Raw genomic sequence first — 22,687 nt, 5'->3', positions numbered from 1 at the left:
CATGCTTCCCTATCCGCTTCTCAGTCTCTCGCTCCTGATCATGTGGCTTGCCCTCAACGGCTTCACCTTCGGTCAGCTTATCGTCGGCGGCATCGTTTCGGTCGTCGCCTCCTGGGCGATGGCTTCCATGCGGCCGTCCAAGCCTCGTCTGCGGGGCTGGTATCTGTTGCCGAAGCTCGTCTGGATCGTGCTCTACGATATCGTGCGGTCGAATGCCGCCGTCGTCTGGATCCTGCTTGGCGGACATCGCGAAAAGCGCCATTCCGGCTTCGTGGCGATCCCGCTGGAACTGCGCGATCCGACCGGTCTTGCCGTGCTGGCGGTCATCATCACGAGCACGCCGGGGACGGCCTGGATGGAATATAATTCCGGTGGCGGGACGGTGCTCATCCACGTCTTCGACCTCGTGGATGAAGACGGGTGGGTGGACCTGATCAAGAATCGTTACGAAAAGCTGTTGGTGGAGATTTTCGAATGAGCCACGTCATCCTTGCCTGCTCTGTCGTCATCGCACAGGTTTTTCTGGTTGTCGCCATGTGGCTGGCGATGGTGCGCATGTTCCGTGGCCCGCGCGCGCAGGATCGCGTGCTGGCGCTCGACGCGCTCTACGTATGTTCGATGTTGCTGCTGATGGTGTTCGGCATCCGTTCGGGCCACACGATCTATTTCGAGGCGTCGCTGATCATCGGCATGCTGGGTTTCGTCTCGACGGTGGCGCTCGCCAAATTCCTGATGCGCGGCGAGGTGATCGAATGAGCACGATCGAACATGCTGCGGAACTGCCGGCCTGGGCTGCCCTGGTGGTGTCGGTCTTCCTTGTTCTCGGCTCCGGCCTCGTGCTGATGGGCATGCTCGGCTTCGTGCGGCTATCGACCTTTTACGAACGCATCCATGCCCCGACGCTCGGCACGAGCTGGGGCACGGGCAGTATCGTGATCGCCTCGATGGTGTTCTTCTCGGTGCTGTCCACCCGGCCGGTGGTGCACGAGATCCTGATCGGCATTTTCGTGACGGTGACCACGCCGGTCACGCTCATGCTGCTCGCACGCGCCGCGCTGCATCGTGACCGTTCCGAGGGCAATCCCGAGGTGCCGGAGGATTCACCCGCCGAGATGCCGGCAGAAGAAAGCGGCGAACCGGCTGGGCGGGCCTGAGCCGCCGCACGATTTCTTCCGCAAGCGAAATCCCGGACGATGCGGTGTTCACGGGAGATTCCCCTATGCGGAGGCAATCGGCCGACGGCAATTCTCCACCCGTCCAAAGACAATGTTAACCTTCCTTTTCTAACCATCTATGCAAGTCCCATCGGCAATGATCGTCGTGTTGCAGGTCCATGCATATTTCCAGAACGAACTTCTATCCCGTACTCCAGACCGAAGATGACGACGACGCCCGGCAGTCGCGTCATCCTTTTGAAAATAATGGCTTGAATGGCGGTCTAGATGCCGGCGACGCGTGGCGATCCGAGGATGCGCCGATCGCCAACGACGACTACCGCCCGCGCTTCCGCTCGCCGGCGTTGCGCGAATACGATCCGGGCCGCTATGCGGACGGAAGCTGGGAAAGTCATTTCTACATGGCGCCCAATGTCCGCTTCACCCGTACTCCCGACAAACCCGCCGCCCGGATCGAGGAAATGATCGCACCGGAAGACGTCCGCCCGGAGGAAACGCCCGGTCTGCCGTCGGAGGCCGATCTTTTGCAGCGCTTGCGCGAGGCGCTCGACGAGCGTCGCCAACGCTTCGAGATCCAGCAACAGGCGCTGGTGGCCGAAAACGTGGTGCCGATCCATCGGGCTGCGACTGTCGACGATGGCGGGGCCGAAGCGGCCAGCGCGACGATAGCAGGTGCGGCGGCAGAGCCGATCATCACCGCAGACGTTCCATCTCCCAGTGCCGAAACAGCGGGCGAAGCCGTGGCAGTGGAGAGGATTGAAACCTCTTCGGACGTGGAAAGCCTTGCGCCGGCCTTGGCGGGTTTTGCGCATCTGTCCGATTTCGCCTTCTGGGAGACCCTGATCCCGGATATGGCGGAACGCCCGACGCAGGTCCCCGCTTCGCCGATACTGCCGGTTTCCCGCCAGCCGGTAATGCCGGTCGCGGTGACCGCCCCGGTCATTCCCGTCGTCCCCGCGTCCGCTCCGATCGCAGCGCCGGTTGCCGAGCCGGTTTCCATCGCATCGCTGTTTCGGGTCGTGGAATGCCGGACGCCGGTGCAGACGGAGCGACCTGCCGAACCCTCGGCGGCGGCAAGCCCTGCCGATAATGCGTCAGCGCCCGCATCAGCAGTGGAAATCTCTTCTCCGGCCGCCGCCGAAGCACCGGCTGCCGTGGCCGCGCCTGCGCCTGTGGTCGAGCCGGTGCGCGATATTCCGGCGTCAGGTCTCTCCCGTTCGAGGCCGTTTCAGGTCAGCATGGCCGCGCCGGCCGCCGGCGACGCCGCCTATGAATATCCCTCGCACGCGCTGTTGCAGGAGCCGCCGCGCACCGTGGGTTTCGTGCTGACGCAGGAACAGCTCGAACAGAATGCGGGCCTGCTGGAAAGCGTGCTGGAGGATTTCGGCGTTCGTGGCGAGATCATCCACGTTCGCCCCGGTCCGGTCGTCACGCTCTATGAGTTCGAGCCCGCGCCGGGCGTCAAATCCTCCCGCGTCATCGGCCTTGCGGACGATATCGCCCGTTCCATGTCGGCGCTCTCGGCGCGCGTCGCCGTGGTGCCGGGCCGTAACGTCATCGGCATCGAACTGCCGAACGCCACCCGCGAGACCGTCTATTTCCGTGAGATGATCGATTCTCCGGACTTCGCCAGAACCGGTTTCAAGCTGCCGATCTGCCTCGGCAAGACCATCGGCGGCGAGCCGGTGATCGCCGAACTGGCGAAGATGCCGCATCTGCTCGTCGCCGGCACCACCGGTTCGGGCAAGTCCGTCGCCATCAACACGATGATCCTGTCGCTGCTCTATCGCTTCCGTCCGGACGAGTGCCGCCTGATCATGGTCGATCCGAAGATGCTGGAACTGTCGATCTATGACGGCATCCCGCATCTGCTCACCCCCGTCGTCACCGATCCGAAGAAGGCGGTCATGGCGCTGAAATGGGCGGTGCGGGAGATGGAAGACCGCTATCGCAAGATGTCGCGTCTCGGCGTGCGCAACATCGACGGCTACAACAACCGCGTCGCCGCCGCCCGCGACAAGGGCGAGACGATCACCATCAGCGTGCAGACCGGCTTCGACAAGGGAACCGGCGAGGCGATCAACGAGGAACAGGAGCTTTCCCTCGATCCGATGCCCTATATCGTCGTGATCGTCGACGAGATGGCCGATCTGATGATGGTCGCCGGCAAGGAGATCGAAGGCGCGATCCAGCGGCTCGCCCAGATGGCGCGGGCAGCCGGCATCCATCTCATCATGGCGACGCAGCGTCCCTCGGTCGACGTCATCACCGGCACGATCAAGGCGAACTTCCCGACGCGCATCTCCTTCCAGGTGACCTCGAAGATCGACAGCCGCACCATCCTCGGCGAGCAGGGGGCCGAGCAGCTCCTCGGCCAGGGCGATATGCTGCACATGGCCGGCGGCGGGCGCATCATGCGCGTGCACGGGCCGTTCGTCTCCGACGAGGAGGTGGAGAAGGTCGTGCTGCATCTGAAAACCCAGGGCCGGCCCGACTATCTCGAAACGGTCACCGCCGACGAAGAGGATCCCGAGGAGGACAGGCAGACCGCCGGCGCCGTCTTCGACAAGGGCGAGATCGCCGCCGAGGACGGCGACGATCTCTACGAAAAGGCCGTGAAAGTCGTGACGCGCGACCGCAAATGCTCCACGTCCTATATCCAGCGACGTCTGGCCATCGGCTATAATCGTGCCGCCTCGCTGGTCGAGCGCATGGAGAAGGAAGGGCTTGTGGGGCCTGCCAACCATGTCGGCAAGCGCGAGATCATCTCGGGCGAAAGGAACGATTATGTCGGGCACGGCGGCGATGACGCCGGCTGAAGCAGGCTCCGCTGAAAAAAGTCCTATTTATCTGAAACGGAATGATTTTCCCGATCCGGCCCGCATCTGTGGGCCGGATTTTTGCCTTTTCGGCAGGAAATTCGTTACGGCCGCGTATTTAATCGATTTGCTCTCCGCGACGTCCGGCCGGCGCTGTTGCATCTGCCGGACGATGCGTGAATAGTGCCGCCACCTTCAAGACCCGGCATCCCTAAGGAGGACAGGAATGGCATTGATCACCATGCGGCAGTTGCTCGACCACGCAGCCGAGAACGACTACGCATTGCCCGCTTTCAACGTCAACAATCTGGAATATATCCAGGCGGTCATGCGGGCGGCGGATGCGACGGATTCTCCGGTGATCCTTCAGGCGAGCCGCGGCGCGCGCGCCTATGCGGGTGACGCCTTCCTGCGTCACCTGATCCTCGGCGCGGCCGAGGAGTATCCGCATATCCCGGTCTGCCTGCATCTCGATCATGGCGACCAGCCGTCGACCTGCATCTCCGCCATCACCAACGGCTTCACCTCGGTCATGATGGACGGGTCGCTGCTTGCCGATGGCAAAACCGTCGCGAGCTACGACTATAACGTCGACGTGACCGCCGAGGTGGTGAAGATCGCCCATGCGGCCGGTGTTTCGGTCGAAGGCGAGCTTGGATGTCTTGGAAACCTGGAAACCGGCGTGGGCGACAAGGAAGACGGTCACGGGTTCGAGGGAAAGCTTTCGCGCGAGGATCTCCTGACCGATCCGGACCAGGCGCTGGACTTCGTCACCAGAACCGGTGTCGACGCGCTCGCCGTCGCCATCGGCACGAGCCACGGGGCCTACAAGTTCACCCGTGCGCCGGACGGCGAGATCCTGTCGATCGAGACGATCGCCAATATCAACCGGAAACTGCCGAACACGCATCTCGTCATGCACGGCTCCTCCTCCGTGCCGCAGGACTTGCAGGATCTCTTCACCGCCTATGGCGGCGAGATGAAGCAGACATGGGGCGTTCCCGTCGCCGAAATCCAGAAGGCGATCCCGCTTGGCGTGCGCAAGGTCAATATCGACACCGACCTGCGCCTCGCGATGACCGGCACGATCCGCAAGAATTTCAAGGAAAAGCCGGATAACTTCGATCCCCGCAACTACCTCAAGCCGGCGACAGCCCGCATGACGGAGGTGTGCAGGGAGCGCTTCGAGGCATTCCGCACGGCCGGCAAGGCCTCCGGCATCCGCATCCGGCGTCTGCCGGAGATGGCGAAATTCTACGCCGCCTGATGGCTTTTCACCCCTTCCGGCAAGTCCGGGAGGGGTTTGCTTCACGCTTCCCCGCGTTCCCGCGCGAAAGGAAGATTGCCATTCCTCCCCGGCAGGCCGTAAAAGGCATTGAACCCATGACCGCCGGTTGAGGAAAAGACATTGACCCAGAGCCTGACGATTGCCGATCTCAAGGAACGCGCCCGCCGGCGCGTGCCGAAGATGTTCTTCGATTATGCCGATTCCGGCGCATGGACCGAAAGCACCTATCGCGCCAATGAGGAGGATTTCGGCAAGATCAAGCTGCGTCAGCGCGTGCTCGTCGATATGAACGGCCGCTCGCTGGAAAGTGAGATGATCGGTGAGAAGGTGGCGATGCCCGTGGCGCTCGCGCCGACCGGCATGACCGGCATGCAGCATGCGGACGGTGAAATTCTCGCCGCCCAGGCGGCCGAGGAATTCGGCGTCCCCTTCACGCTTTCGACGATGAGCATCTGCTCGCTGGAGGATGTGCGCGCGGCGACCAAAAGGCCGTTCTGGTTCCAGCTCTACGTCATGCGGGACAAGGATTTCGTCGACAATCTGATCCAGCGCGCCAAGGATGCGGAATGTTCGGCGCTTATGCTCACGCTCGACCTGCAAATCCTCGGCCAGCGCCACAAGGATCTGCGCAACGGGCTTTCCGCGCCGCCGCGCTTCACGCCCCGGCATCTCTGGCAGATGGCGACGCGGCCGGCCTGGTGCATGCACATGCTCGGCACGAAGCGCCGCACCTTCGGCAATATCGTCGGTCATGCGAAAGGTGTGGACGACCTCTCGTCGCTGTCCTCCTGGACCGCCGAACAGTTCGATCCCAGCCTGTCGTGGAAAGACGTCGAACGGATCCGGGAGCGCTGGGGGGGCAAACTCATCCTGAAAGGCATTCTCGATGAGGAAGACGCGCGCATGGCGCTCGCCACCGGCGCAGACGCCATCATCGTCTCCAACCACGGCGGCCGTCAGCTCGACGGCGCGCCGTCGTCGATCAGCATGTTGTCGCGGATCGTCGAGGCCGTCGGCCAGCGCATGGAAGTTCATCTCGACGGCGGCATCCGCTCCGGCCAGGACGTGCTCAAGGCGCTGTGCCTCGGCGCGAAGGGAACCTATATCGGCCGCCCCTTCCTCTACGGCCTCGGTGCGGGCGGCCGCGCCGGCGTGCGGCAGGCGCTGGAGATCATCCGCAAGGAACTGGACATCACCATGGCGCTGTGCGGCGAGCGCGACGTCCGCAGCCTGTCGCGCCAGAACCTGCACCGGGAGTAAACACATCGAGGTTGTCGGCGCGTGTATCTCGTGGTTCGATGCGCTTGCCCGCGCAATCGACACCGCGTCGGGCCTGCATCTCGAACCGGCTGCGGCCCATGACGCTCTAATGGCAAGAAGGAGCGGCCGATCGAGGACACCGATCCTGTATCGGCCGCCGGGGAAAAGAAACGCCACCATCGCAAGGGTGTGTTGATTGACTGGAATTCTCGGCGTCATATTGGCCGGCGGCCAGGCCACGCGCATGGGTGGCGGTGACAAGGGTCTGCTGCGGCTCGGCGAGGTCACGCTGTTCGATCACGTACGGGCGCGGCTCGGTCCTCAATGTCTCGATCTTGCGATCAACGCCAATGGCGATCCGCTGCGCTTCTCACAATTCGGCCTTCCCGTCCTTGCCGATACGCTGCCGGATTACCCGGGGCCGCTGGCAGGCGTGCTTGCCGGCCTCGACTGGGCGGCGGAAAAGGGGGCGGATGCGATCGTGACTGCGGCGGCAGACACGCCTTTTCTGCCCCGCGATCTGGTGGCGCGCCTTGCCGCTGCGGCGGCGCAGGAAAACGTTCCGATCATCCTGGCGGCTTCGCCGGATAAGGCGGGGACGCCGCGTCCCCATCCCACCTTCGGCTTATGGCCGGTGAACTTGCGCGAGGACCTGCGCACCGAGCTTTCCGGCGGGATGCGCAAGGCCCGGGTGTGGGCCGAACGGCACGGAATGGCGACAATCCTCTTCGAGGCGACGCCCTTCGATCCGTTCTTCAATATCAACACGCCGGAGGATATGGCGCGCGCGCGGGTCATTCTGCAAGGAGCGGCGGCATGAGCGAAGGGCCGCTGGCGCAGCCTCGATCCGGAAGGATCGTCAGCCGAGAATGTTGCGCGCCGCACGCATGAATATCCTCGAGCCGATCGGGATCAGGTCGTCGGGAAAATCGTAATCGGGATTATGCAATGCGGGATGCCGTTCTCCCGCGCCGAGGAAGAACATCGCCGACGCCGCGTTGCGGCCGAAGATGCCGAAGTCTTCCGAAGCGCGCATCGGGAGTGCCTCTTCTCCATGCGTAACGCCCTCCTCGTCGAGCGCTTGCCGCAGATGGCCGACGGCGTCCGGCGCATTGATGCTGGCGACGAAGATCTCGTGATACTCGTGGCGTGCGCAAAGATGGTGCCGGCTGGCGATGTCCGCGACCAGCGCTTCCGCAGCCGCGCAGAGGCTCGCCATGCGATCGTCGTGCCGGGTTCTCAGCGTCGCCCAGACCTCCGCATTGCCGGGCGCAACGCCGAACGCGGCTTCCCCCATCACCGCATGGACGACGGTCACCATGCTGAACGCATCGTCCGCGAAAGTTCCGTTGCCAAGCGCCGGGAGCGCCGGCATCAGCTGGCTGACGGCCGTCATCGGCGAGATGCCGGTCTCGGGCATCGACGAATGCGCGACCTTTCCTTCCAGCAGGATCCGCATGCCGCGCGAGGCGCAATTGACCACGCCGGACTTGATTCGCACCTCGCCGAAGGGAACGCCGGGCAGATTGTGCAGCGAGAAAGCGAAATCGGGCGCGATCTGGCCGTAGCGCGGGTCCGCGACGACACCGGCCGCACCGTCGCCGCTTTCCTCCGCCGGCTGGAACATCAGCACGACGCGGCCGCGCGCCGGTCTTCTGCGCCCCAGCTGGCGGCCGAGCGCGGCCAGGATGGCGGTGTGCCCGTCATGGCCGCACATGTGCGATTTTCCCGGCACGAGCGATGCATGCGGTACGCCTGAAAGCTCCTGGATCGGCAATGCGTCGAGTTCCGAACGAAACATCACGGTCGGCCCGGCCTCACCGCTGTCATAGATGGCCGCCACGCCATGCCCGCCTAACCCGGTCAGCACCTTGTCCGGTCCCGTATCGGCGAGGAAGGCGACGACCTCCGCGGCGGTATTTTCTTCTTCGTTCGAGATTTCCGGCTGCTGGTGAAGCCTGCGCCGCCACGCCGTAATCTGCACGATGTCCTGATTGGTAAGGGTCATGGTTCTCGCTCCGCAGGTCGCTGCGTTTCCCATAGCACGCCGGGCCGGTTCGCGCGATGGAGCCAAGCGGCGATGTCTTTCGGGAACATTCGGCGGATGCGGCAGTTCAAGCCCGAAGCCCGACGATGGAAGTGCAGGATGAAACGACCGGAAACGCTCTTCTTCTCGCCCAGCGAATGGGTGCCGAATCACCCGTTCCTGCCGGTGCTGGCCTATCGTGATATTTTCCATGGCAGGGAAAGCGACCCCGCACGCGCCTTCGAACGGATTTTTCGTGATGCGTTGTGGCAGGGACTGTGGCGCAACGGCGTCTTCCCCTATCAGCATTATCATGTCGGTGCGCATGAGGTGCTCGGCATTGCCGAGGGCAGGGCGGAACTCCTGATTGGCGGTCCGGCCGGAATGATCCTGGACGTATGCTCGGGGGATTGTCTGGTGCTGCCGGCCGGTACGGGCCATAAACGGCTTTCCGCCAGTGCGGATTTCCTCGTGGTCGGCGGCTATCCGCCCGGCCAGCATGCCGACATTCAAACCGCCGCTGCCACACCCCGCGAACTCGAAACCATAGCCAGCCTGCCCATTCCGACACGCGATCCCGTCCATGGCGCCAACGGTCCGCTCGTTTCGCTCTGGCGCGAAGGCGGCCAGCTGCCCGGTCGGGAGACGGTCGAAGGACGCTGACAAAACCGGCGCTGTGTCAAACCGGAGCGAGCTTCGTTTTTATCGCGTCCTCGATCGGCACGGCGCTTCGGCTCTGCTTGTCGAAGCGCACGATTTTCACGTCGGCCTCGGCGAAGACTTCCGCCGCGTCGATGGATTTCATCGTGTGGTTGATGGACATGGACCTGGTGCCGATCTCGTTGACCCTGGAGACCACCTGGACGCATGTGCCCGCCGTAATCTCCCGTCTGTAGGTCAGCTTGCAGGTGACGTCCGCCCAGCCGAGATCCGGCCGGTTGGGGGAGATCAGCGCCAGCATGTGCAGGCTTGCATCATCGAAGACCGCCGCATAGTGCCGGGTATTGACGTGGCCCATCGTGTCGCAATGCCAGGGATGGAACACGGCCGTGAAGGTGGGGATATTCGCCATTGGAAACTGTCTCGTCGCTATCTTCGGCCGTGGATCAGGCGCGATTGTTGTAGTCTTCCGTCAGCCTCGGGAGAATGACTTCCGAGGCGGTGGTGATGTCGAAGGCGATGGCCCGTCGCGCGGCGGCGCCGTCGCGCTCCGCCAGAGCGCTCACGATCGCGCTGTGCGCGTTGTTGCCGTGCAACCGGGCGTCGTCCTCCAGCGAGAAATAATGAAGGACCGGACCGTATTTCAGCCAGAGCAATTCGATGATGGTGATCAGTTCCGGCTTTCTGGCGGCCTTGTAGATGGAGAAATGGAATCGCCTGTTCCAGGTCAGGTAGCTGACATCCAGTGACTTCGACGCCTTTTCCACCCGCAGATGGAGCGTCTGGATATTATCCAGCTCCTCCGCGCTGATATGGGCGGCCGCGAGTTCTGCCGTCCAGCCCTCGATCTCGATGCGGATGTCGCGGATTTCCATGAAGCGGGTCGGGGAAAGCCGGGTGACGGTGAACGTACGGTTGGGATTCAATTCCACAGCGCCCTCCGTCACCAGCCGCGTCACCGCATCCCTGACGGGCATCATGGAGGTGCCCAGGGCCTTCGCCACGCCGCGCAGCGTGATAACCGATCCCGGCGGCAGGCGTCCCGATACGACACATTCGCGGAGCACGAAATAGACGCGCCCGCGTAGCGACGCCCATTCAATGACGTCTTGCTCGCTCTTGGCCATGAAGGCCGCGAAATCCGCAATTCTGGTTTCGCTTGTTACGTCCACATCCAATCTCCTGCATTTTTGTGATTGTGTGATCACAAATAATAAGCTCTTTCTAGCTGAAAATTTCCAGAGAGACAACCATGCAGAAAATATGTGTTTTCGGCTCAAAAGCCACAAATACCAGCAATCATACGGCGTTTATACAGCGTCAGATTTTTTGATGGGTCGTGTTGACAAATGACGAAAAAGCCGGTGATACTGTGATCACAAGAGGCAAGCGCCTCCATAAATGGGGAATAAAATGTCAGCACACCGATTCAGCATTTCCGCTTCCACAGCACTTGCCGCGTGTTTGCTCGCCGCACCCGCCGTCGCCGAGACGGTGCGCATCGGGGTCCTTCAGCCCCAGGCCGGCGATTGCGCCCAATGGGGCATTCCCATCAGCCGTGGCGTGACGATGTGGGCGGAGGAAGTGAACGCCCGGGGAGGCGTGGAACTTGCGGACGGCACGAAGGAGCAGGTCGAGGTCAAGACCTATGACAATGTCTGCTATGCGCCGGGCGACGAGCTGAAGGCTGCCCGCCGCGCGGTTCTTGACGATGGCGTCGATTATATCGTCCAGACGTATACGCCCGCTGCCCGCCAGGCGATCGCGGACCTGACGAACGAGCAAAAGGCTGTCAGTCTCTCCTATGGCGCCGGCTTTCTCAGCGGCGACTATCCTTACATGTTCGGTGCGCTGACCGGTTCGCCCACCTCCTATATGCTGGTTGCCGACCGTATTATCGAGGCGCATCCCGAAGCCCGGCGCATTGCCATCATCTCCGCCGACAACAGCTTTGCGAAGTCTTCCAAGGCGTACATCGAGGCGGGGATCGCCGCTCATGGCGATGCCGTGGAGATCGTCTACAACGAGAGCTACAGCGCGGAGGCGGCGGGAGATATGCTCAGCCTGCTCTCTCCTCTCGTGGAGGCGCAGCCGGATATCATTCTCGAAGCCGGCTTCGTGCCGTCACAGCAGGCGCAGATGGTCGAGATTCTCGATCAGCTCGGCTTTCAGGGGTACTTCGGAAGCGAGGCCTGGAACCTCAATTTCATGACGGAACGGCTTGGCGCCGAGCGCATCGCCGGACGACTCTACAGTGGATATGCGCTGGATGCTTCGGAAGGCTCCCTGAACGAGCGTGCCGCCGCCTTCTACGATAAGTATGTCGAGAAATACGGCGAGAAGGAATGGTCCGTTTTCGCTTCGATCGGCTATGCGACAGCCGCCACCCTCGAGGCGGGCCTGAAGCTGTCCAGGTCCGCTTCGGCGGAAGACTTCGTCGCCGCCGTTCATGCGTCGCCGACGCTGGATCATCCTCTCTTTGGCAAATCCACCTGGGCAGGCGAGGATATTTTCGGCATCAACAATCATCTCTATACGCCGCTTCCCATCTACAATGTGGGGGCGGACGGCAAGATCTCCCTGGACGGAGTGGTCGATGTGAGCGCCTGGTGGCAGGAAAACAAGCCCAGGGCCCTGCCGGTGCTCGAACAGCAGAACCAGATCTACAAGTGACCGGATCGGGCCTTTTCCAGGTCCGGACCACCATAACCCCCTGACCCCGCTCCCGTGACCAGCGCCAGATCTTCCGGCATCGCCGGAAGGTGCCGGAAACGCGTGCGTGGTCCGTATGGTCAACCTCCTCCACGAGGTGCTCGATGCAGAACATCGTCAACGTCCTGTCCCTGACATCCTTCTATGTCTCCTTCTCGCTCGGCCTGGCGATGGTCTTCGGCATCCTGAGGATCGTGAATTACGCCCACGGCGAAGTCTACATGATCGGCGGTTATTCGCTTTGGCTGGCGGTGTCGCTCCTGAACGGTATCGTGCCGGGGCCGGTCATCATGCTCGCCGCGCTGTTTCTGTCCGCCGCGGTGGGCGCTGTTCTGGGCATCGTGCTCCAGGGGGTGGTCTTCACGCCGCTGAGGGACAAGGCCTTCTCGATCTTCATGGCGACCCTTGGCGTTTCCTACATCCTGCAATCGCTGGTCGTTTTGACGGTCGGGGCGAGCGGTCGATCGATTTCTCCGTTGTTTCCGGGTTTCAGCCGCTTTTCGGGCGCCATTTTCCCCAACCAGCGCATCTTCGTCTTCTGCATGACGCTTCTTCTCGTCGGCACACTCTACGTCTTCCTGATGCGTACGAGCTATGGCCGGAAAATTCGTGCCGTGGCGCAAAACCCGAGGGGGGCGATGCTGCAAGGCATCAGTCTGCGGCAGGTGAACCTGTGGACGGCGATCATCGGCGCGGTCCTGGCGTCGGTCGCGGGCGCCCTGATGGCGAGCGTCGTCAGCATCAACCCCTATATGGGCACCGACGCCATCTGGCGCGCCTTCATCATCATCATCGTTGGAGGCATCGGCAGCATACCGGGCGCGATCATCGCTGCGGTCATCTTCGCCACTACCGATACGATGATGCTGCTGTTCGGTTTTGGCAAACTCAACGCCCTCGTCGATGCGCTGGTCATGCTTGGTGTCCTGGCGATCCGCCCGCAGGGCCTGCTCGGCGTGAAGGAGTAACACGCGATGCGTTTCTATCTCCTCGCCACCATGCTGGCGGCGCTGATCGGCGTGGCGTCGGTAGCGCTTGGCGAATACTGGCTCAACGTCGTCGTCATTTTCCTGATCAACGTCATGATGCTCATCGGTTTCCGGCTCGTGACGCTGATGGGCGGATGGTCATTCGCTCATGTCGCCTTCATGGGGCTTGGCGCCTATACGACGGCCATTCTGACCACCATGGACGCGCCCTGGTCCTTCTGGGTCACGATCCCGCTCGCGGTTCTGATTTCCGGCGCCGTGGCGTTCCTGGTCGGCCTCGCCGTGCTGCGGACGCGCCACTATTACTTTTTCCTCAGTTCGCTGGCCGCCGGCGAGGCCTTGCGCCAGTGCTTCGCCCAACTGGACTGGATCACCGGCGGCACCTACGGCATTTCCTTCATTCCCCGTCCGAGCCCGGTGTTCGGCCTTGTCTTCAACGATACGCGCAACTTCCTCTGGCTGGTGCTCGCCTTCGTGCTCGCGGTCGCCTTCTTCGCTCGGTGGTTCGACAGTTCCGAAGCAGGCCGGCGCATCCGGGCGATCGCGATCAACGAGGACCTTTCGGCCTCGATCGGCATCAATACCTGGGCTCACCGGGTACTGGCCTTCGTCGTCGGCTCGGCGGTGGCGGGCATTGCCGGTGTGTTCTTCGCCAGCTTCAACAAGATCGTCAATCCGCTCGACTTCTCGTCGGTCTACATGTTCCGCATCGTCGCGGCGGCCATCGTCGGTGGCGTCACGACCTTCTTCGGGCCGCTGCTGGGACTGCTCTATCTCACCGCTGTCGAGGAACTTTTCCGTGGCATCCCGGAATATGTGCCGCTTATCTGGGGCTTCAGCGTCATCGGCGTGCTGCTTCTGCTTCCCGGCGGACTGGAGACTGTATTCACCGGGGAATGGTCTGCCGGCATGAGGTCGCGCTTCGCCAGGCTCTTCCGCATGACGAGAGGAGCACACGATGCTGGCCGTTGAGAACATTACGAAGCGCTTCGGGTCGAACGTCGCGGTCAACGACGTCTCCTTCAGTGTGGCGAAGGGGGAGATCCATGGGCTGATCGGCCCTAACGGATCCGGAAAGACCACCCTGTTCAACGTGGTGAGCGGCTTCTATGTGCCGACGGACGGGAATATACGCTTCGAAGACAAGCCTATCGGGGGCCTCAGCCCGCATCGCGTGGCGCGGGAAGGCCTGATCAGAACATTCCAGCTGACGAGTGTCTTTCGCGGGCTTTCGGTTCGCGAAAGCGTCGACATCGCCCGCAACGTCGCCCGTTCGAATCCGTCCCTGTCGGGACACGGAAACTGGCTGGCCGATTTTCGGGAAACCGATGCGATCCTGGAATATTTCGATCTCGCATCCTCGGCGAACCGGCATGCGGATGTGCTTCCCGGCGGAGTGCAGCGAACGCTTTCGATTGCGACGGCCCTTGCCGCGCGGCCGCGCATGCTTCTGCTGGACGAGCCCCTTGCCGGCCTCAATCCTACGGAAAAGGCGAAGATCGCCGCAAAGATACGGGCGCTGAGAGACGGCTTCGGCCTGACCGTGCTGCTGGTCGAACACGACATCAAGTCGGTGTTCTCGGTTTGCGACAATATCACGGTGATCAACATCGGCCGGAAGATCGCTGAGGGAACCGCTTCCGAGATCGCGGCGAATGAGACCGTCATCCGCGCTTATCTCGGCTCGGCAGGAGTGAACAATGCTGGTCGTTGAGAATCTTTCGGTCAACTACGGGAAAATCTCGGCTCTTCGCGAGGTGTCGCTGAGCGCTAAGCGCGGGTGCATCACCGTCGTCCTTGGAAGCAACGGCGCGGGCAAATCCAGTCTGCTCAAGGCGATAACCGGCCAGATTCCAAGTGAAGCCGGGTCGGTGACGTTCGATGGGCAGCCGATACTGGGCATGCCGGCGCACCGGATCGTCGCGCTTGGCCTGACGCTGGTTCCCGATGGGCGTGAGCTGTTTCCGAGAATGACCGTCCTGGAGAACCTGCTGCTGGGGGCAAGCGCCGGACGTTCGAAGAACAGCCGGGCCGACCTCGACGAGATCTTCGATTTCTTTCCGGTTCTGGCGAGGAAGCGGTCGACGCTTGCGCACGGCCTCAGCGGCGGGGAGCAGCAGATGCTCGCTTTCGGGCGGGCCATCATGTCGAAGCCGACGATGCTCCTCCTCGACGAACCGACGATCGGCCTTGCCCCGCTCATCGAGCGCGAACTGATCGACCGCGTGCTCATGCTCGCCCGCGATCTCGATATCGGCATCCTGCTGGTCGAGCAGAACGCCACGCTGGCACTCGGCATCGGCGATTCCGGGATCGTGCTGGAGCAGGGTGAAATCTCGATGCGGGGACTGGCGTCCGAAATGGCCGCCAGCGACCGGATAAAGCAGGCCTATCTCGGCATGTAATGACGTTTGCGCCGCGCCATGCGACCGCAGGAAATGGAATAGGAGAATCGCGTGAAAAGGAAAGTCATTCTCACCTGTGCTGTCACGGGTGACGGTCCGCTCAATCCGAAATTTCCCGACTATCCGGTGACGCCGGAACAGATCGCCCGGGATTGCGTCGAGGCCGCGTCGGCCGGGGCCTCCATCGTGCATGTGCATGTCCGGGATCCGCAGACGGGCATCGGCAGCCGGGATCCCCGCCTGTTCAGCGAGCTGAAATCCCGGATCCGCGAGAAAAACGACAATATCGTTCTTAACTTCTCCGCCGGCATGGGGGCGACCTATGTGCCGCGGGAAGATGACGAGGCCGTGGGCGGTCCTGGCACCGACATGGCGAGCGCATCCGAGCGGTTGGCGCATGTGCGGGCCGACAGGCCGGAAATCTGCACGCTCGATGTGACGACGCTCAATCTCGAAGGCGGGATCGCCGGCGCCGAAGCCTGCGTTTACATGAATACGACCCGGACGCTGCGGGCGATGGCCAGCCAGATCCGGGACCTGGGCATCCGGCCCGAAATCGAAGCGTTCAATCCCGGTGACATAATGTTCGCCCGGCAACTGGTCGAGCAGGGCCTGATCGAGAAACCGGCCATGTTCCAGCTCTGCCTCGGCGTTCGCTGGGGCGTCCCGGCCGACATGAGTTCGCTTCTGTACATGAAGAGCCTCGTGCCCGAGGGCGCCAACTGGTCGGCATTCGGCATTTCCCGCCACCAGATGGAGGTGGTGGCGATGTCGACGATCCTCGGCGGCAACTGCCGCGTCGGCCTTGAAGACAACATTTACATGGAGCGCGGCGTATTCGCGACGAATGCGAAACTCGTCGAACGGGCGGTAACCATCATCAATGCGCTGGGCTGCGACGTCGCCACGCCCGATGAAGCCCGCGAAATCCTGCAACTCGGTCAAAAATAACGGAATTTAGGAGTTCAAGATGAGATTCGCTTGCGATACGGGCGGAACTTTCACCGACCTTGTGGTGGAGGACAAATCCGGAACCGTCCATATGTTCAAGGCGCCCACCACGCCGCACGACCCGGTCAAGGGCGTTCTGGACGCCCTGTCCGTTGCTGCTTCGGAATTTCGCATGGACCTTGCGGACATGCTGGGGCAGGCGGAGATATTCATTCATGGAACGACCCATTCCATCAATGCCATCATCACCGGCAAGACAGCCAGAACGGCCTTCCTCACGACGCAGGGGCATCCCGATATCCTGGTGATCCGGGAGGCGGGGCGCTCCGAGCCGTTCAATCACAAGGTCGACTATCCCAAGCCCTATGTGCCGCGGTCTCTCACCCATGAAGTGACGGGCCGCATATTGTCCGACGGCTCGGTCTCCAGGCCTCTCGACGAAGCCGGCCTGATTAAAACCCTCGCGGCGTTGAAGGAGCAGGAGGTCGAGGCGATCGGCGTCTGCCTTCTCTGGTCGATCGTCAATCCCGAGCATGAACTGCGCGTCGGCGAACTGATCGAGCAGCATCTGCCCGGCATTCCCTACACCCTGTCCCATCGGCTCAATCCGTCCCTCCGGGAATACCGCCGCGCCTCCTCGACCTGCATCGACGCCTCCCTCAAGCCGCTGATGACGAAGTATATGGGCAGCCTGGTGTCGCGCCTTCAGACGGCGGGCTTTGGCGGCAAGGTCTTCGTCCTGACCTCTCAGGGCGGCATGATGGACGCCACGCATCTGGAAAAGATGCCCATCCATTCCGTGAACTCGGGGCCGTCGATGGCTCCGCTCGGCGGCCAGTTCTATGCGGAACGGTCGATCGGTGCGCAGACGGTCATCGTCGCCGATACGGGCGGCACGACATATGACGTGAGTCTGGTCAGGAACGGCGCGATCCCCATGACCCGCGACATGTGGATCGGCGAGCCGTATCTCGGGCATATGAGCGGATTTCCCTCCGTCGACGTGCGCAGCATCGGCGCCGGCGGCGGCAGCATCGCCTCCGTCGATGCCGGGGGGCTCCTCCACGTCGGTCCAGGAAGTGCGGGGGCGGTGCCCGGCCCGGCATGTTTCATGAAGGGCGGCACCTGGCCGACGCTTACCGATGCATGCCTCGTGCTCGGCTATATCGATCCCGACTATTTCCTCGGCGGCAAGATGAAGCTCGACGTGGAGGCCGCAAAGCAGGTGATCATGGCGAATATTGCCGAACCGCTCGGCATGAGCCTACTGGAAGCGGCCTGGTCGATCGTCGAGGTCGCTACCGAGAACATGGTTCAGGCGATTGCCGACATCACCGTCAATCAGGGTATCGATCCTACGAATGCGGTGCTGGTCGGGGGAGGCGGGGCGGCCGGCCTCAACTCCGTCTTCATTTCGAAGCGTCTGGGATGCAAGCACCTGATCATCCCCGACACCGGCGCGGCCCTGAGCGCGGCGGGCGCCCTGATCTCGGATCTGACCTCCTATTACCAGGCGACGTGTTTCACCGCATCCGACCGGTTCGACTATGCGCAGGTCCGCTCCGTTCTCGAAGACCTCGACGAGCGTTGTGAGACGTTCCGGAAAAGTGCCGGCGAGCATGTCACGTCCGCGGTCCAGACATATGTGGAGGCGCGTTACGAGAGCCAGATCTGGGAAATCGAGGTGGAGATACCGAATGGCGGCATCGTGACGGAGGCCGATCTCGCCGATGCGGTCGCGCAGTTCCACAAGAAGCACGATGAACTGTTCGCCTATCACGATGAGAACTCCGTGGTGGAGTTCGTGACCTGGACGAAGCGGGTCAACTGCAAGCTTCGCAAGAACGATGTCGGCCGGCTGCGCTACGATACCGATGCCCGCAACGACCGCGCCGTGCGCATGGCCTACTTCCCCGGTTTTGGCGAGGTCGAAAGCAAGGTCTTCTTCCAGCAGGACGTCCCGCACGACCAGACCTTCAGCGGACCGCTGGTCGTTGAGACCCCCCATACGGCGGTGATCGTCGATCCGATGTCGACCGTCTTGCAGACGCCGGAAGGCACGTTGATCGTGACCTCGAAGAAATAAGGTGGACCCAATCATGACGACAGATATGGAAATCAGCCTGACCGGCGCCGAACTGGCCATTCTTCGACACCGCATCGAAGGTGTGAACAAGAAGATGGCCAATACCGTGGTACGCACCGGTCGCTCCGGCGTTCTCAACCGCGCCCGCGACTTCTCCGTGTGCATATTGACGGCGGATTGCGACCTGTTGAGCGCGGCGGAAGGCCTGCCCATTCACACGCTCTGCGGGCCGGATATGATGGCGCGGTGGATGCTTACCTTCCATCCGAACCTGAAAAGAGGGGACGCGTTCCTTCATAACTCGCCCTATCACGGCAATTCCCATGCCGCCGATCAGGTTGTCCTTGTGCCCGTCTTCGACGATGAGGAGGTGCACCGGTTCACCGTTGTGGTGAAGGCCCATCAGGCCGACATCGGCAATTCGGTTCCCACGACCCTGCATGCGACGGCCCGCGACATCTACGAGGAAGGGGCAATGATCTTCCCCTCCGTCCGGCTACAGGAGAATTTCAAGTTCAACGAGGATCTGATCCGTATGTGCCGCATGCGGATCCGGGTTCCCGACCAATGGTACGGCGACCTGCTGGCGACGCTCGGCGCCGCGCGTATCGGTGAGCGTGAACTGATCGCGCTGGGGCGCGAGATCGGCTGGGCGAAGCTGCTCTCCTTCCCGGCGAAATGGTTCGAGTACAGTGAAAACCGGATGATGGAGGCGCTTCGGAAGATGACCTCCGGGCAGGCGGAAGCCCTCTCGATCCACGACGCCTTTCCGGGCACGACCGCGGATGGTATCGAAATCAGGGCGTCGGTTCGCGTGGATGCCGAAGACGCCAGGGTTCACGTCGATTTCACCGGCTGCCCGGATTGCCTGCCGAACGGCCTGAACCTGACCGAGGCCACCTCGCGCACCGCCGCCATGGTCGGTATCTTCAATTCCATCGACTCTTCCGTTCCCAAGAATGCCGGCAGTATCCGGCGCATCATGATCGACCTGCGGGAAAATGCGATCGTCGGCATCCCGCATCATCCGACCTCATGTTCGCTGGCAACCACCAATATCGCGGACCACGCCACGAATTGCGTCCAGATGGCGATCGCCGCGATTTCGGAAGGATCGGGCATGGCCGAAACCGGATATGCCTTCTCGCCGACGACCGGTACGATCTCCGGTATCGATCCGAGAAACGGCAAGCCTTTCGTCAACATGGTCTTCCTCGGCCATACGGCGGGCGCCGCGACGGGGCACGGGGATCGTTGGCTGACGCTGCTCCATGTGGGCAATGGCGGCCTGTGCAATATCGATGGCGCGGAACTGACTGAACTCTACCATCCCGTCGTGATCCGGGAACGCAAGCTGGTGACCGACTCGGAAGGGGCGGGGAAGTTCATCGGCGCGTCCTCCATGCTCGTGGAATACGGCCCGGTGGGAGGCGATCTCGAACTCGTCTTCGCCAGCGACGGTACGGACCATGCCCCGCAAGGGGTGCGTGGCGGCAAGCCGGGAGGCAAGGCCGATCAATATATCCGCTTTCCTTCCGGCGAACTCAAGCAATTGGACAAGGTCGCGCGGGTCATCCTGCGGGAGGGAGACACCACCGTCGGCATCGCCTGCGGCGGCGGCGGGTATGGAAGTCCCTTCGAACGCGATCCGCAGACAGTTGCCAATGACGTTCTTGAGAAATGGATCAGCCGCGAGCGCGCGGAAAAGATCTATGGCGTCGCGATCGACGCGGACGGCAGCGTGAACCGGGAAAAGACCCAAACCCTTCGTGAGGCGGTTTGTAAATGACACAGCGTGTACTCATCACCGGGGCCGGCGACGGCATCGGACTTGGAATCGCCGGCGAGTTCCTGAAGACCGGAGCGACGGTCTTCATTTGCGACGTGCGGGGCGAACTGTTCGACGAGGAAATGCGCCGGACCTTTGCGGGCTGCTACCGGACCGACGTCGGTTCCACCGACGACGTCGCCTCCATGTTCGAGGACATCCGTTCGAAAGCCGGCGGTTTGGATGTGCTCATCAACAATGTCGGAATTGCCGGCCCCCATGCGGGGGTCGAGGATATCGACCTTGCGGACTGGGAAGCGACGCTGCGGGTCAACCTGACAGGTGCGTTCCTCTGCATCAAGGAAGCGGTGCCTCATATGAAAGCGCAGGGAGGCGGCGCGATCATCAATATTTCGAGTGTGGGAACGCTGACCGTGCCGCCCATGCGGTCGGTCTACAACACCTCGAAATGGGCGATTGAAGGCCTGACGAAATCGCTTGCGCGCGAGTTGGGGCCATTCGGCATCAGCTGCAATGCGATCCTGCCGGGCATCATGAACAACAATCGCATGCGGGGGATCATGGAGCGCCGGTCGAAGCACGAGAACCGGGACGTCGATGACATCGCGGGCGACTATCTGAAATACAGTGCGATGGGCCGTCTGATCGAGGTCGAGGAGATTGGCCACGCAGCTGTCTTCCTCGCCTCGGACAAGGCGCGCGGCATCACTTCGCAGTTCCTGTCCGTTTGCGGCGGCACGGCCTACGAGGACTGATCCGCGATGAGCCGGCTGGAAAGCGCCCGCCGAGCGCAACCTCGTCCAGTCCGCTTGATGATGAGGCGGAGTGGCCGGCGTCCCCATGTCGCCGGCCGCCTGGAGCAAATGCAGATCCGGAACTGTAGGAAAAACAGTGCGGTAAGAGCATTTCTTATAATCCGGCATTCACCGGAAATGCGCCGGAGCTGCAAGTCCCCTGCGTAGCGCAAGAAACGGACGACGATGAAAAGCGATAGCCGCCTGATCCTCGCGGGCGCTCTGACGAACTTTGCGATGGGCCTGCTTTACTGCTGGACCCTCTTTGCCGCACCGATTGCGGCGGAATTGAACGTGTCCGCTGCCGATATCAGCGCGGTGCCGGCGGTCTCGCTCGTAGCGTTCACTTTTGGCGTCAACCTCGGGCCGGCCTTCGCGCAGCGGCTCTCGCCGCTGCAATTCATCGTCGTGGTTTTCCTCGGTTCCGCGGCGGGGATTGCGCTCGTCGCCTTCGGTTCGTCCATCCCGGCCGTGGCGCTCGGCTTCGGCGGGCTGTTCGGCATCGCATCCGGATTGGGATACGGCCATGCCCTGCGTATGGCCCAGGCTGTTTCTCCCGCCGCGAAAGGTATTGCAGTCGGCATTTGCGTCACCGCCTTCGCGCTTACCGCAATCGTGCTCGCCTTTCTTGCGGACAGTGTCATCCGGTCTTTGGAGGTGCAGCTCTTCTTCGTGATCCTGTCGGCGCTCATCATGGCGACCTCCGTCGTCGTCTGGAGGCTTTCGAAGGACGCCAGGCTCGTGCCGACGGCGGTGGCGCACGACATTGGCGACATGCCGCAAGGCCGATCGGAATTCCTGCTTCTCATGCTCGCATTCTTCTCGATGTGTTTCGTGGGGCTTGCGGTCATGGCCAATACGAGCATCATCCTGCGCGATTTCGGCGTTTCGGCCATGGGCGCGGGAAGAGGTATCGCCGTCTTCAACGTCAGCTATGTCATCGGATCCCTGTTCGGCGGGCGGATCGCCGAGACCCTGGGCGGCCGGACGACGATCATCGCCATTCTGGCCGCACAGGCCCTTGCTCTCGTCTCGCTTCTTCTTGCGCCCGATCCGCTCGGCGTCTGGGCGCTTGCGATCGTATCCGGGGTCGCGCTCGGTGCGACGGCGTCGGTCTTTCCCGTGCATCTCGCTCAGCGCTTTGGAAGCGGCAATTCGTCGAGATTGTTTGCCCGGCTGGTCATTTCCTACGGCGCCGCCGGCTTTATTGCGCCGTGGCTGTCGATGCTGTTACGCAACATCACAGGCGGATACGACCATTTCCTGATAGTGTCGTTAACAGTGACGCTCGCCGCCATTTCCCCGTTTGTGTTCCGGACGCGAAAATAGAATGTACCTTTCTACGGGCAATGTGGCGGAAGGGTTGGGCTGTCCGCCGCCGGGCAAAGTAGAAATGTCCTTTGGTCGCCTCACGGCACACAGTCCAGCCCCGATCTGAGCGGCTGATACCGGTTGCAAGATCAGAACGAAAGCTGGCTTGCCATCGCCAAGCACAATCCGCAGGCGGCGGACCGGGTGCTGGAAGCGATCGAGGAACGGTGGAAGACGCTTTCCCGGTTTCCCTCTTCCGGCATGGAGCGCAACGAGATCGCGCCGGGCATTCGGCATCTGGGCGAGGGTCACTATCTCACGCTCTACCGTGTAACCGAACACTCTGTCGAGATCGTTCGGATTTTGTACGGAAGGCGGAAAATGGATCGGAAAATCGTGTCGTAGATACCGAGGAATGCCAG

At 62.2% G+C, this 22,687-nt stretch carries 22 protein-coding genes; 19 read left to right on the top strand and 3 right to left on the bottom strand.

Features of this window, described 5'->3' with window-relative positions:
- Position 1 precedes the first annotated feature (1 nt).
- The 7 genes from KYK29_RS07425 (at position 2) to mobA (ending at position 7,362) form a co-directional block, all read left to right on the top strand.
- Entirely contained in the window at positions 2–478 is a 477-nt protein-coding gene (locus tag KYK29_RS07425; protein WP_254690254.1) for a Na+/H+ antiporter subunit E, read from the top strand.
- The gene (locus KYK29_RS07420) at positions 475–756 is read left to right on the top strand and encodes a K+/H+ antiporter subunit F (RefSeq protein WP_254690253.1); all 282 of its coding nucleotides are present in this window, start codon (positions 475–477) and stop codon (positions 754–756) included. Before KYK29_RS07425 ends, KYK29_RS07420 begins: the two co-directional genes overlap by 4 nt.
- The gene (gene mnhG, locus KYK29_RS07415; RefSeq protein WP_254690252.1) at positions 753–1,154 is read left to right on the top strand and encodes a monovalent cation/H(+) antiporter subunit G; all 402 of its coding nucleotides are present in this window, start codon (positions 753–755) and stop codon (positions 1,152–1,154) included. Before KYK29_RS07420 ends, mnhG begins: the two co-directional genes overlap by 4 nt.
- 179 nt (positions 1,155–1,333) lie before the next feature.
- A complete protein-coding gene (locus KYK29_RS07410; RefSeq protein ID WP_437437233.1) occupies positions 1,334–3,994 on the top strand; it encodes a DNA translocase FtsK in 2,661 nt (886 codons plus the stop codon).
- Positions 3,995–4,220: 226 nt separating this feature from the next.
- Positions 4,221–5,261, top strand: a complete 1,041-nt coding sequence (gene fba / locus KYK29_RS07405) for a class II fructose-bisphosphate aldolase (protein WP_254690250.1) — start codon at positions 4,221–4,223, stop codon at positions 5,259–5,261.
- A 141-nt stretch (positions 5,262–5,402) separates the two neighbouring features.
- Complete coding sequence (locus KYK29_RS07400) at positions 5,403–6,542, top strand: alpha-hydroxy acid oxidase (RefSeq protein ID WP_302795441.1); 1,140 nt, start codon at positions 5,403–5,405, stop codon at positions 6,540–6,542.
- 196 nt (positions 6,543–6,738) lie between these two features.
- Positions 6,739–7,362 (top strand): molybdenum cofactor guanylyltransferase MobA, encoded by a 624-nt coding sequence (mobA, locus tag KYK29_RS07395; RefSeq protein WP_254690249.1) that lies wholly within the window; start codon positions 6,739–6,741, stop codon positions 7,360–7,362.
- A 39-nt stretch (positions 7,363–7,401) separates the two neighbouring features.
- On the opposite strand, the gene KYK29_RS07390 is transcribed toward mobA, so the two are convergent.
- Positions 7,402–8,550, bottom strand: a complete 1,149-nt coding sequence (locus KYK29_RS07390) for an amidohydrolase (RefSeq protein ID WP_254690248.1) — start codon at positions 8,548–8,550, stop codon at positions 7,402–7,404.
- 138 nt (positions 8,551–8,688) lie between these two features.
- On the opposite strand from KYK29_RS07390, the gene KYK29_RS07385 reads away from it, so the two are divergent.
- Entirely contained in the window at positions 8,689–9,231 is a 543-nt protein-coding gene (locus tag KYK29_RS07385) for a cupin (protein ID WP_254690247.1), read from the top strand.
- 16 nt (positions 9,232–9,247) lie between these two features.
- On the opposite strand, the gene KYK29_RS07380 is transcribed toward KYK29_RS07385, so the two are convergent.
- Together KYK29_RS07380 and KYK29_RS07375 are read right to left on the bottom strand one after the other, a co-directional pair.
- Complete coding sequence (locus KYK29_RS07380; RefSeq protein ID WP_254690246.1) at positions 9,248–9,640, bottom strand: acyl-CoA thioesterase; 393 nt, start codon at positions 9,638–9,640, stop codon at positions 9,248–9,250.
- A gap of 34 nt (positions 9,641–9,674) precedes the next feature.
- On the bottom strand, positions 9,675–10,400 hold the full coding sequence (locus KYK29_RS07375; protein ID WP_254690245.1) for a GntR family transcriptional regulator: 726 nt from the start codon (positions 10,398–10,400) through the stop codon (positions 9,675–9,677).
- Between the two features lie 241 nt (positions 10,401–10,641).
- Here KYK29_RS07375 and KYK29_RS07370 point away from each other — a divergent pair, with 241 nt between their 5' ends.
- From KYK29_RS07370 to KYK29_RS07320, 11 genes are all read left to right on the top strand, one after another.
- A complete protein-coding gene (locus KYK29_RS07370; protein ID WP_254690244.1) occupies positions 10,642–11,901 on the top strand; it encodes an ABC transporter substrate-binding protein in 1,260 nt (419 codons plus the stop codon).
- A 143-nt stretch (positions 11,902–12,044) separates the two neighbouring features.
- Positions 12,045–12,908: a branched-chain amino acid ABC transporter permease gene (locus tag KYK29_RS07365; protein WP_254690243.1), complete on the top strand. Its 864-nt coding sequence runs from the start codon at positions 12,045–12,047 to the stop codon at positions 12,906–12,908.
- Positions 12,909–12,914: 6 nt separating this feature from the next.
- Complete coding sequence (locus KYK29_RS07360; RefSeq protein ID WP_254690242.1) at positions 12,915–13,901, top strand: branched-chain amino acid ABC transporter permease; 987 nt, start codon at positions 12,915–12,917, stop codon at positions 13,899–13,901.
- Positions 13,888–14,643, top strand: a complete 756-nt coding sequence (locus tag KYK29_RS07355; RefSeq protein WP_254690241.1) for an ABC transporter ATP-binding protein — start codon at positions 13,888–13,890, stop codon at positions 14,641–14,643. The genes KYK29_RS07360 and KYK29_RS07355 overlap by 14 nt, the downstream gene beginning before the upstream one ends.
- Positions 14,630–15,334 carry an ABC transporter ATP-binding protein gene (locus tag KYK29_RS07350; protein WP_254690240.1) on the top strand — a complete coding sequence of 235 codons (705 nt, stop codon included), beginning with the start codon at positions 14,630–14,632 and terminating at the stop codon, positions 15,332–15,334. Before KYK29_RS07355 ends, KYK29_RS07350 begins: the two co-directional genes overlap by 14 nt.
- A 51-nt stretch (positions 15,335–15,385) precedes the next feature.
- Positions 15,386–16,285 (top strand): beta-keto acid cleavage family enzyme, encoded by a 900-nt coding sequence (locus KYK29_RS07345; protein WP_254690239.1) that lies wholly within the window; start codon positions 15,386–15,388, stop codon positions 16,283–16,285.
- A gap of 19 nt (positions 16,286–16,304) precedes the next feature.
- Positions 16,305–18,371 (top strand): hydantoinase/oxoprolinase family protein, encoded by a 2,067-nt coding sequence (locus tag KYK29_RS07340; RefSeq protein WP_254690238.1) that lies wholly within the window; start codon positions 16,305–16,307, stop codon positions 18,369–18,371.
- Positions 18,372–18,384: 13 nt separating this feature from the next.
- A complete protein-coding gene (locus tag KYK29_RS07335; protein ID WP_254690237.1) occupies positions 18,385–20,160 on the top strand; it encodes a hydantoinase B/oxoprolinase family protein in 1,776 nt (591 codons plus the stop codon).
- Positions 20,157–20,915, top strand: a complete 759-nt coding sequence (locus KYK29_RS07330; protein WP_254690236.1) for an SDR family oxidoreductase — start codon at positions 20,157–20,159, stop codon at positions 20,913–20,915. Before KYK29_RS07335 ends, KYK29_RS07330 begins: the two co-directional genes overlap by 4 nt.
- 225 nt (positions 20,916–21,140) lie before the next feature.
- Positions 21,141–22,283, top strand: a complete 1,143-nt coding sequence (locus KYK29_RS07325) for an MFS transporter (RefSeq protein WP_254690235.1) — start codon at positions 21,141–21,143, stop codon at positions 22,281–22,283.
- A 123-nt stretch (positions 22,284–22,406) separates the two neighbouring features.
- The gene (locus KYK29_RS07320) at positions 22,407–22,670 is read left to right on the top strand and encodes a type II toxin-antitoxin system RelE/ParE family toxin (protein ID WP_254690234.1); all 264 of its coding nucleotides are present in this window, start codon (positions 22,407–22,409) and stop codon (positions 22,668–22,670) included.
- The last annotated feature ends 17 nt before the right edge of the window (positions 22,671–22,687 follow it).

It is taken from the genome of Shinella daejeonensis, from assembly GCF_024281235.1.
Classification (GTDB): Bacteria; Pseudomonadota; Alphaproteobacteria; order Rhizobiales; family Rhizobiaceae; genus Shinella; species Shinella daejeonensis.
The sequence above is the reverse complement of the archived record's forward strand: the minus strand, read 5'-3'. Positions and strand labels throughout refer to the sequence as shown.

What these genes read in the sequence shown, in the direction of transcription:
- KYK29_RS07425 (WP_254690254.1), top strand. Translation starts at nt 2, where the DNA reads ATGCTTCCCTATCCGCTTCTCAGTCTCTCGCTCCTGATCATGTGGCTT.
- KYK29_RS07420 (WP_254690253.1), top strand. Translation starts at nt 475, where the DNA reads ATGAGCCACGTCATCCTTGCCTGCTCTGTCGTCATCGCACAGGTTTTT.
- mnhG (WP_254690252.1), top strand. Translation starts at nt 753, where the DNA reads ATGAGCACGATCGAACATGCTGCGGAACTGCCGGCCTGGGCTGCCCTG.
- KYK29_RS07410 (WP_437437233.1), top strand. Translation starts at nt 1,334, where the DNA reads ATGCATATTTCCAGAACGAACTTCTATCCCGTACTCCAGACCGAAGAT.
- fba (WP_254690250.1), top strand. Translation starts at nt 4,221, where the DNA reads ATGGCATTGATCACCATGCGGCAGTTGCTCGACCACGCAGCCGAGAAC.
- KYK29_RS07390 (WP_254690248.1), bottom strand. Translation starts at nt 8,550, where the DNA reads ATGACCCTTACCAATCAGGACATCGTGCAGATTACGGCGTGGCGGCGC.
- KYK29_RS07385 (WP_254690247.1), top strand. Translation starts at nt 8,689, where the DNA reads ATGAAACGACCGGAAACGCTCTTCTTCTCGCCCAGCGAATGGGTGCCG.
- KYK29_RS07380 (WP_254690246.1), bottom strand. Translation starts at nt 9,640, where the DNA reads ATGGCGAATATCCCCACCTTCACGGCCGTGTTCCATCCCTGGCATTGC.
- KYK29_RS07370 (WP_254690244.1), top strand. Translation starts at nt 10,642, where the DNA reads ATGTCAGCACACCGATTCAGCATTTCCGCTTCCACAGCACTTGCCGCG.
- KYK29_RS07365 (WP_254690243.1), top strand. Translation starts at nt 12,045, where the DNA reads ATGCAGAACATCGTCAACGTCCTGTCCCTGACATCCTTCTATGTCTCC.
- KYK29_RS07360 (WP_254690242.1), top strand. Translation starts at nt 12,915, where the DNA reads ATGCGTTTCTATCTCCTCGCCACCATGCTGGCGGCGCTGATCGGCGTG.
- KYK29_RS07355 (WP_254690241.1), top strand. Translation starts at nt 13,888, where the DNA reads ATGCTGGCCGTTGAGAACATTACGAAGCGCTTCGGGTCGAACGTCGCG.
- KYK29_RS07350 (WP_254690240.1), top strand. Translation starts at nt 14,630, where the DNA reads ATGCTGGTCGTTGAGAATCTTTCGGTCAACTACGGGAAAATCTCGGCT.
- KYK29_RS07340 (WP_254690238.1), top strand. Translation starts at nt 16,305, where the DNA reads ATGAGATTCGCTTGCGATACGGGCGGAACTTTCACCGACCTTGTGGTG.
- KYK29_RS07335 (WP_254690237.1), top strand. Translation starts at nt 18,385, where the DNA reads ATGACGACAGATATGGAAATCAGCCTGACCGGCGCCGAACTGGCCATT.
- KYK29_RS07330 (WP_254690236.1), top strand. Translation starts at nt 20,157, where the DNA reads ATGACACAGCGTGTACTCATCACCGGGGCCGGCGACGGCATCGGACTT.
- KYK29_RS07325 (WP_254690235.1), top strand. Translation starts at nt 21,141, where the DNA reads ATGAAAAGCGATAGCCGCCTGATCCTCGCGGGCGCTCTGACGAACTTT.